6 protein-coding genes are annotated in these 6353 nt (G+C 54.4%); all 6 read right to left on the bottom strand.

Annotation, left to right across the window (positions count from 1 at the left end; translation table 11 throughout):
- Positions 1 to 63 precede the first annotated feature (63 nt).
- A complete protein-coding gene (locus KYK14_RS07325) occupies positions 64 to 1311 on the bottom strand; it encodes a tol-pal system protein YbgF (protein WP_219158142.1) in 1248 nt (415 codons plus the stop codon).
- 396 nt (positions 1312 to 1707) lie between these two features.
- Positions 1708 to 2712, bottom strand: coding sequence for an alpha/beta hydrolase (locus KYK14_RS07320; RefSeq protein ID WP_219158140.1), 1005 nt, complete (start codon positions 2710 to 2712; stop codon positions 1708 to 1710).
- A 63-nt stretch (positions 2713 to 2775) separates the two neighbouring features.
- Complete coding sequence (locus tag KYK14_RS07315) at positions 2776 to 3336, bottom strand: hypothetical protein (protein WP_185283369.1); 561 nt, start codon at positions 3334 to 3336, stop codon at positions 2776 to 2778.
- A gap of 19 nt (positions 3337 to 3355) precedes the next feature.
- Positions 3356 to 4414: a LacI family DNA-binding transcriptional regulator gene (locus KYK14_RS07310; protein WP_208306138.1), complete on the bottom strand. Its 1059-nt coding sequence runs from the start codon at positions 4412 to 4414 to the stop codon at positions 3356 to 3358.
- Positions 4415 to 4703: 289 nt separating this feature from the next.
- Positions 4704 to 5555, bottom strand: coding sequence for a hypothetical protein (locus tag KYK14_RS07305; RefSeq protein ID WP_219158138.1), 852 nt, complete (start codon positions 5553 to 5555; stop codon positions 4704 to 4706).
- 139 nt (positions 5556 to 5694) lie between these two features.
- On the bottom strand, positions 5695 to 6237 hold the full coding sequence (locus KYK14_RS07300; protein ID WP_219158136.1) for a heme NO-binding domain-containing protein: 543 nt from the start codon (positions 6235 to 6237) through the stop codon (positions 5695 to 5697).
- Positions 6238 to 6353: the final 116 nt, after the last annotated feature.

The following is a 6353-nucleotide window of genomic DNA, read 5'->3' as shown; positions in this document are numbered from 1 at the left end:
CGTGAAAAGGGCCTTCGTGCTGTTCAGAATGACAGTTTGCTCTAACGCACTACCCCGCTATTTCTAGTTGTTCTTCAGGTAGATTTGGGCTTCACGGCACATATCCGATTTGCGCTCGGCGCGCTCTGCTATTACGGCGTAGTACTGCTTGGCGCGGCGCACGTCTTTTTCGCCGTTTGCCAGGTGTGCTAGGTTCAGGTTGGCGTAGAGATAGAAGCCGCTCTGCGTTTCGCTAGTGCTTTCGGCAAATACGATGCAGCGCTGGTAGTATTCCTTGGCTTTGGCCAGGTTGCGCACTTTGTTCTGCATAATCCACCCCATGAAGTAGGTCGCGTAGCGGCCGCTAGTGCCTTCGTAGCCGGGTAGGCCCCGGTTTAGCTTGTCCAGAATGTCCTTGCTGATCTTCTCGCACTCCCAAAATTCGCCTTCGTTGAAGCACAGCATGGCGTACAGGCGCTCGAAGTAGGCATTGTCGGGGTAGGTTTGGTGGAGCTGCTGGGCTACGGCCAAGGCTTCGCGGGCCGAGTTTTTTTGCTCAGACAGGACTTTCATCAGAAAGTACTTGGCCTCCGGCGCGGCATAGAAGCCATTGTTGGCCACTATGCGCAATTGCTCAACACCTAATTGTTGGTTGCCTTTCGGGAAAAACAGCAGCACGGGCCGCAACAGCTTGTAGGTTTCTGACAACCACACCGAGTAGTAGTTGATCAAAGCCTGACCGCACAGAAACTCGGGGCTCAGGTCGTTGGCCTGCTTGCTAATTTCGAGGTAGTCGAGGGCGCGTTTGCTACTTACGGTCACGCGGCGCCAGTTGTGCCGCTCGCCGTTCAGGCGGGCATCAAACCCGTAGGCGGCAGCCAGAAAAAAGCAGGCTTCGTAGTTTTTGTTATCGGCTTCGTAGAGGCGAGTAGCGTAAGTAATGGCGGTATCCATGTAGGCAAACAGCAGGTTATCATACTGCTTGGTTTGCGCAATGTTGGGCATAATCTTCCACCAGGTAGTCAGGCCCATCAGGAAGTAGGGCATGGGGTGCTGGGGGTAGCGCCGACGGAGCGAACGGAATTGCTTCTCGGCTTTGTCGTACTTGAAGTTGTAGAGGTTGTGCATGGCCCCATCCAGCTCCGTCTGAATGTCCTTGTCCAGCAGCAGCCAGCCGTCGATTTCCACCGCGCTGGGCAACACGTCTACGTTCTCTATATCAATGTTGCGGATGGGTGCCTCTTGTCGACTGGTCGTGTCTGGCTGTTGCTGCGCGTGCAGCAGCAAGGGTAGTAGCAGAAGTAATAGGAAGGAGTAAAACTTTTTGCTCATACACGAATGGTTGGGGCGGGCGTGGCAACCAATAGTAACATAGGCTTTTTGCTATCTACACAGCCAGCAGCCATTTCATTTTATCCAAAAAGCGGTGACATCATCTTGATAGTACCGCTAGTAGTTAGCTGTAATCTCTTATCTATGCGATACAACAAGCTTGGCTTAGCAATATTAATGCTGTTTTTGCACTTCATCCATATTGAACCAATATCATAAGCACAATTTGCCTTTTTAGATATATTTAAACTGTACTTTTACATGATAACACTATACTAATACACGAAGTATATTCTTGTTTATATACTGTAATTCCCAAAAAAACACTCGTAACATAAAAAGAGAAGCCTTTCGGGCTCCTCCTTATTATATACTATGTTTTCAACTACCTATTTTCTATAGGAAAGCCAATAGCGCTTTGTAAAACTGGTCTGGCACCTGCACATGCGGAATGTGCCCTACTCCGGCTAGCGGCACTAATTTGCTTCCTTTTATCTGGTTGGCAGTGCGGCGGCCAAGCGCCGGGTACTGCCCCAACGTTGCCAATACGCTAGGGTCACGCACGAGACCTTTGCCCACTACCGTGCGGTCGTCTTGCCCAATAATGAGCAGGGTGGGCACCTGCACCCGCGCAAACTCGTAGCACACAGGCTGTTGATAGATCATGGCGTACGTGAGGGCGCTGGCTAGGGCCACTTTGGCGTAATCGGGGTGGGCGAGTTGCGCAATGAGCGGGGTCAGCCACTCGTCGTGGGCGTCAGGGTAGCCATTGGGGTAGTAGCTCTTATGGTAAGCACGCATGCTTTGTGCGGTAGTGCGTAACTCCTGCGCCGTGGCTTCGTCGATGCTTCGGAAAGGCACCGCCAGCCGGTAGTCTTCGAGTCCAATGGGGTTTTCGAGCACCAGTTTCTCGGTGGTTTCGGGGTAGAGCAGGGCAAAGCGCGTGGCCAGCATGCCACCCATGCTGTGCCCTACCACCACCGCCCGCCGGATGCCCAGCGTATCGAGCAGGTGCTTGGTGTTGCGCGCCAATTGGTGAAACGAGTAGTGGATATCCGGCTTATCCGATTTGCCAAAACCGATTTGATCGGGCACTACCACCCGAAAGCCGGCCTGCGTGAGCGTTTGCACCGTACCGCGCCAGTAGGCGCCGAAAAAGTTTTTACCGTGCAGCAACACCACCGTGCGCCCGTTGGCTTTGGCGGTTGGTGCCACGTCCATATAGGCCATTTGCAAGCGCTGGCCTTCCAGGCGCAACGGCAGGTGGTGCACGGGGTAGGGATAGGCGTAACCATCGAGCGTGGCGTTGAGTGGCGTCAGCCCTACGCCCGATTGGGCGTACCCAATGCCAGCCGTTCCCAACCACCAAGTTAACACGAACAGAAAAACCGTAAAACGCATACAAAAGGTTGTTGATGATACCTCCCCAACAACCCTATTCCATCAGGGTTTACTTTTTCTGACCTACCCGTTGGACTGAAGCTTCAGGTGCAACTCTATTACGCGGGTGTCCTCATCACTCCATACTACGTTGCGGACATCCTCCACCCGAATTGCCGCCAAGCCATCGGCCACTCCGAATTCGGTGTAGCATTCCAGTAGCGCTTCGCGCTCCGTTAGTTGCCGCACGTAACCATAAAAACTAGTGGAAAGGTATGTGCTTAAATACACCAATTGCTCGTGCTCGCGCGCCATTTCCAATAGGTAGGGCGTGCTTAATTCACTTACCGTAAGGAAAGAGGGTGTTTTCACGCTAGCGTACACCCGATCCAGATTATTGGCTTTAAACTCTACATTGCGAATGTATTGGTCGTTGAAATCAACTTGAAATACATCGCTCAGATTGAATGACTGCATGCCTGTTTGCATACCATCGCGATTGATGACGCGCAGCAGAAGCACATCTTCACTGTAGCTCTGCACAAACCCAACGGCAAAACGCCCCGGTTCACCCGCGTTGCTGCGGATACCTACCATTCGCTGCTCCTGTTGGGCACGCGCAAATAAGTCGTTATAGACACTCATAGCCGTTGCTTGCCATATGTTAGCGCATCGACGACTCGCGGATGTGCAGCTGAGGCTTGAGCACGACACGGTGGGGCGCAAAATTGTCGCTGCGCTTGAGCATTTGCAGAAACAGCTGCACCGCCGAGTGCCCCATCTGCTCGCCCCGCTGGTCCACCGATGTCAGCTTGGGTGTGGTGAGGGTAGTGAACGGCTCGTTGCTGAAGCCCGCCAGGGCAATATCCTGCGGCACCCGAATGCCCTGAGCATGCAGCACCTCCAGCGCCCCCGCCACAGGAATGTCGCCGGACCCGAAAATAGCATCAGGTGGCTCGGCGAGTTGCAACAGCTCACGCATAGCCTGCTCGCCGGCGTTCTGCTGGAGCTTGGGTAGGAAGTGCATCAGCTGCTCGTCGTGGGGTAAGCCAAATGCTTGCAGGGCGTTGAGGTAGCCCTTGTGACGGTTGCTGTAAATGTTCAGGTGCTGCGGCCCAGCAAAGTGAGCAATGCGGCGGCAACCCTGCTCCAGCAAGTGGCGCACGGCCATGTAGGCCCCCTGGTGGTCGTCGAGCACCACGCCGCTCACGCTGGAAACCTCCGGCATCCGGTCAAAAAACACCAGCGGAATATTCTGCTGCCGTACTTTCTCGAAGTGCTGAAAATCGTGCGTAGTGCGGGCCAGCGACACCAGAATGCCTTCTACCTGCGCGTTCAGCAGGGCGTCGATGTTGTTCTTTTCGCGCTGCACGTCCTCGTTCGACTGGCAGATCATCACGTTGAAGCCCGCCTTGCTGGCTACCGTTTCGATGCCGTGCATGATCGACGGAAAAAAGTGCCCGTTGATGTGAGGCACAATCACACCCAGCATATTGCTACGGCCCCGGCGCAGGGCGGCAGCTAGGTGGTTGGGCTGGTAATTCAGCTCTTTGGCTACTTCCCACACGCGCTGCTTGGTAGCCTCGCTGATGTCGGCGTGGCCATTGAGTGCCCGTGAAATAGTAGAAGGCGACAGGTTCAGGATCTTTGCAAGGTCCGTGATGGAAGCGCGTTTGTTGAGTTTTTGTGCCACGGCGTTATGCGTATACGGTAAGGTAAGCATACGGAGAATACCCGCATACCATTTTCCGCTCATTGTTCAGAAAAGAAGCCAGGGCTAACGATGCAAGTATCCATCCGAGGACACCCGTTATTGGCCGCTTACTGGCTTAATCAGCAAATTACCGGCATAAATGCAAATGCAAGCAACGTTAGTACGTTATTTCTTATTTAATTTTTCCCGTGTACTCTCTCTGTAATAGCTGCATCGTTGGTGATGCAACCTTCTCAACGGAAAATAAGCGTAAATAAGTCTAACCCGGCAGCCTAGCTGCTTGTTTAAGTGCCCTACCCTACTGCATGCCATAAGGTGCCCGGATTACGGACTTTAGCCGACGCAAGCGGCCGTTCCATGTAATCTGGCGCAACAGCAAATGCGGGTAATCGTGGGCAAACCAATACACGTTTTGTTTCTCCTTATTAAGATTGATGGTTACGCGCCAGCTGGCCGCCAGCGTATCGGTGGCAGCCTGATCGGCTACCGTTACGTGGGCCTGGTAGAGTAGCGGCGGCGCGGCGCTGCTGGTTTGCTGCTGCCCGGCAATGGTTACATCAAACGAGGGTAGATCTGCAAACCTGAGGCTGCGTAAGCAATAGCTCAACGCATCCTCAAAAAGCACCTCGTGGCGCAGCAGGCGCCGACCGGCACCCTGGCCATCGTGGTAGGAGTTGTAGGTTTCTACGTACTGCAAGTCATCATCCACAAACGCCTTAAACGTGTTGCCGGCGGGCTCTTGCAGGGTAGTAGTAAGCTTATGTAGCACCGTGGGCCGGTCGCGCCGGAAAAACAGCGTGGTTAGAAAATGAAAAGGCGGCATAGCCGTCGGCAGCGAGCCAAACTGACTGATGTGCATCACCGGAAACACATCGTTGCGCTGGAGGCTGTCGGTCCGCACGTCGAACTGCTGGTTGAACTCTTCCAACTGCGTTACCTGGGTCAGCTCGTAGGGTAGCGCCTCGCCGTTGATAATCTGCTGGGCGTCGTAGCGCGCAATTTCGGCGTGGCCGTCTTCCCACAGCGGGCGCATGGCCCAGTCATTATCAAAATACGCATCGAAGTGTTGCCGCCGCAAAGCTGGCACCGACTCTCCTCGCTGCTCGCCGGGGTCAGTGGGTCCTGAGGAGCACCCAACCAGCAGTAGCATGGTGCCAATGCAAGTCATTATCGCCTTCCAGTGCATTGTTCTACTCATGAGCTATGTACGCCAGATCCTGCTGCTGCCTCTACAGGCGCGTGTGTTCCCTACTATTGTTATATATTCCCTTACTCGCAGGCAGACGCCACTAGGCCAGTAAGCGCACCCGCATTTGTACCCGCTCGCCATTTTCGCTGGTAAGCGGCTCTACTATAATACGGTCTTCCTCATCGAAGTAGCGCGCCAAGCCGCGCACAATGCCTAGCGCCAGCCCCCCCATACGCCGCGGCGACACATACTCAATAAATACTTCGTCGGGGGCCACGCGGCGCACGTCCAGCACAGGCGGCCTATAGCCTTCGTGCGCGGCCCTCACCCGTGTGTGCATGGCCGTTTCGGTGTGCTCCAGCATATCCAGCGTCCGCCACTCCGGCCGGATGTACTTCTGGTACATATACAGCAAGTCCGGCACCAAGTACTCCCCAAATTTCTCGTGCAGCTCATCGGCCGAAAGGCCAGTCATTTCAGCTGCCTGCCCTACCAGGGCATACATGTGCTCATCGGGGTACACGTTGCGGTGGTCGAAGTCCACCTCCGTAAGCCCAGAGTGCTCCACCAGGCGCACCCAGGTGCTATGGTCGTACTGCGTTTGCACGTAGCGTTTCAGCAGCGAAAAGATGGTCCCGTGCACGAATTAAAAGGCGAAATAGATAAAATCTAGCCTATATACGCAAAAAAGCGCTTCATAGCCAATAGTTCAGCTACGAAGCGCTCGTGAGGTGAGTGACAGGCAACGGCTTCTGATGA

Source organism: Hymenobacter profundi (assembly GCF_019334315.1).
Lineage (GTDB): Bacteria > Bacteroidota > Bacteroidia > Cytophagales > Hymenobacteraceae > Hymenobacter > Hymenobacter profundi.
The sequence above is the reverse complement of the archived record's forward strand: the minus strand, read 5'-3'. Positions and strand labels throughout refer to the sequence as shown.

Bases quoted from the DNA above. Each gene is read 5' to 3' on its own strand.
- KYK14_RS07310 (WP_208306138.1), bottom strand. From the start codon at position 4,414: ATGCTTACCTTACCGTATACGCATAACGCCGTGGCACAAAAACTCAAC.
- KYK14_RS07315 (WP_185283369.1), bottom strand. From the start codon at position 3,336: ATGAGTGTCTATAACGACTTATTTGCGCGTGCCCAACAGGAGCAGCGA.
- KYK14_RS07320 (WP_219158140.1), bottom strand. From the start codon at position 2,712: ATGCGTTTTACGGTTTTTCTGTTCGTGTTAACTTGGTGGTTGGGAACG.
- KYK14_RS07325 (WP_219158142.1), bottom strand. From the start codon at position 1,311: ATGAGCAAAAAGTTTTACTCCTTCCTATTACTTCTGCTACTACCCTTG.
- KYK14_RS07305 (WP_219158138.1), bottom strand. From the start codon at position 5,555: ATGCTACTGCTGGTTGGGTGCTCCTCAGGACCCACTGACCCCGGCGAG.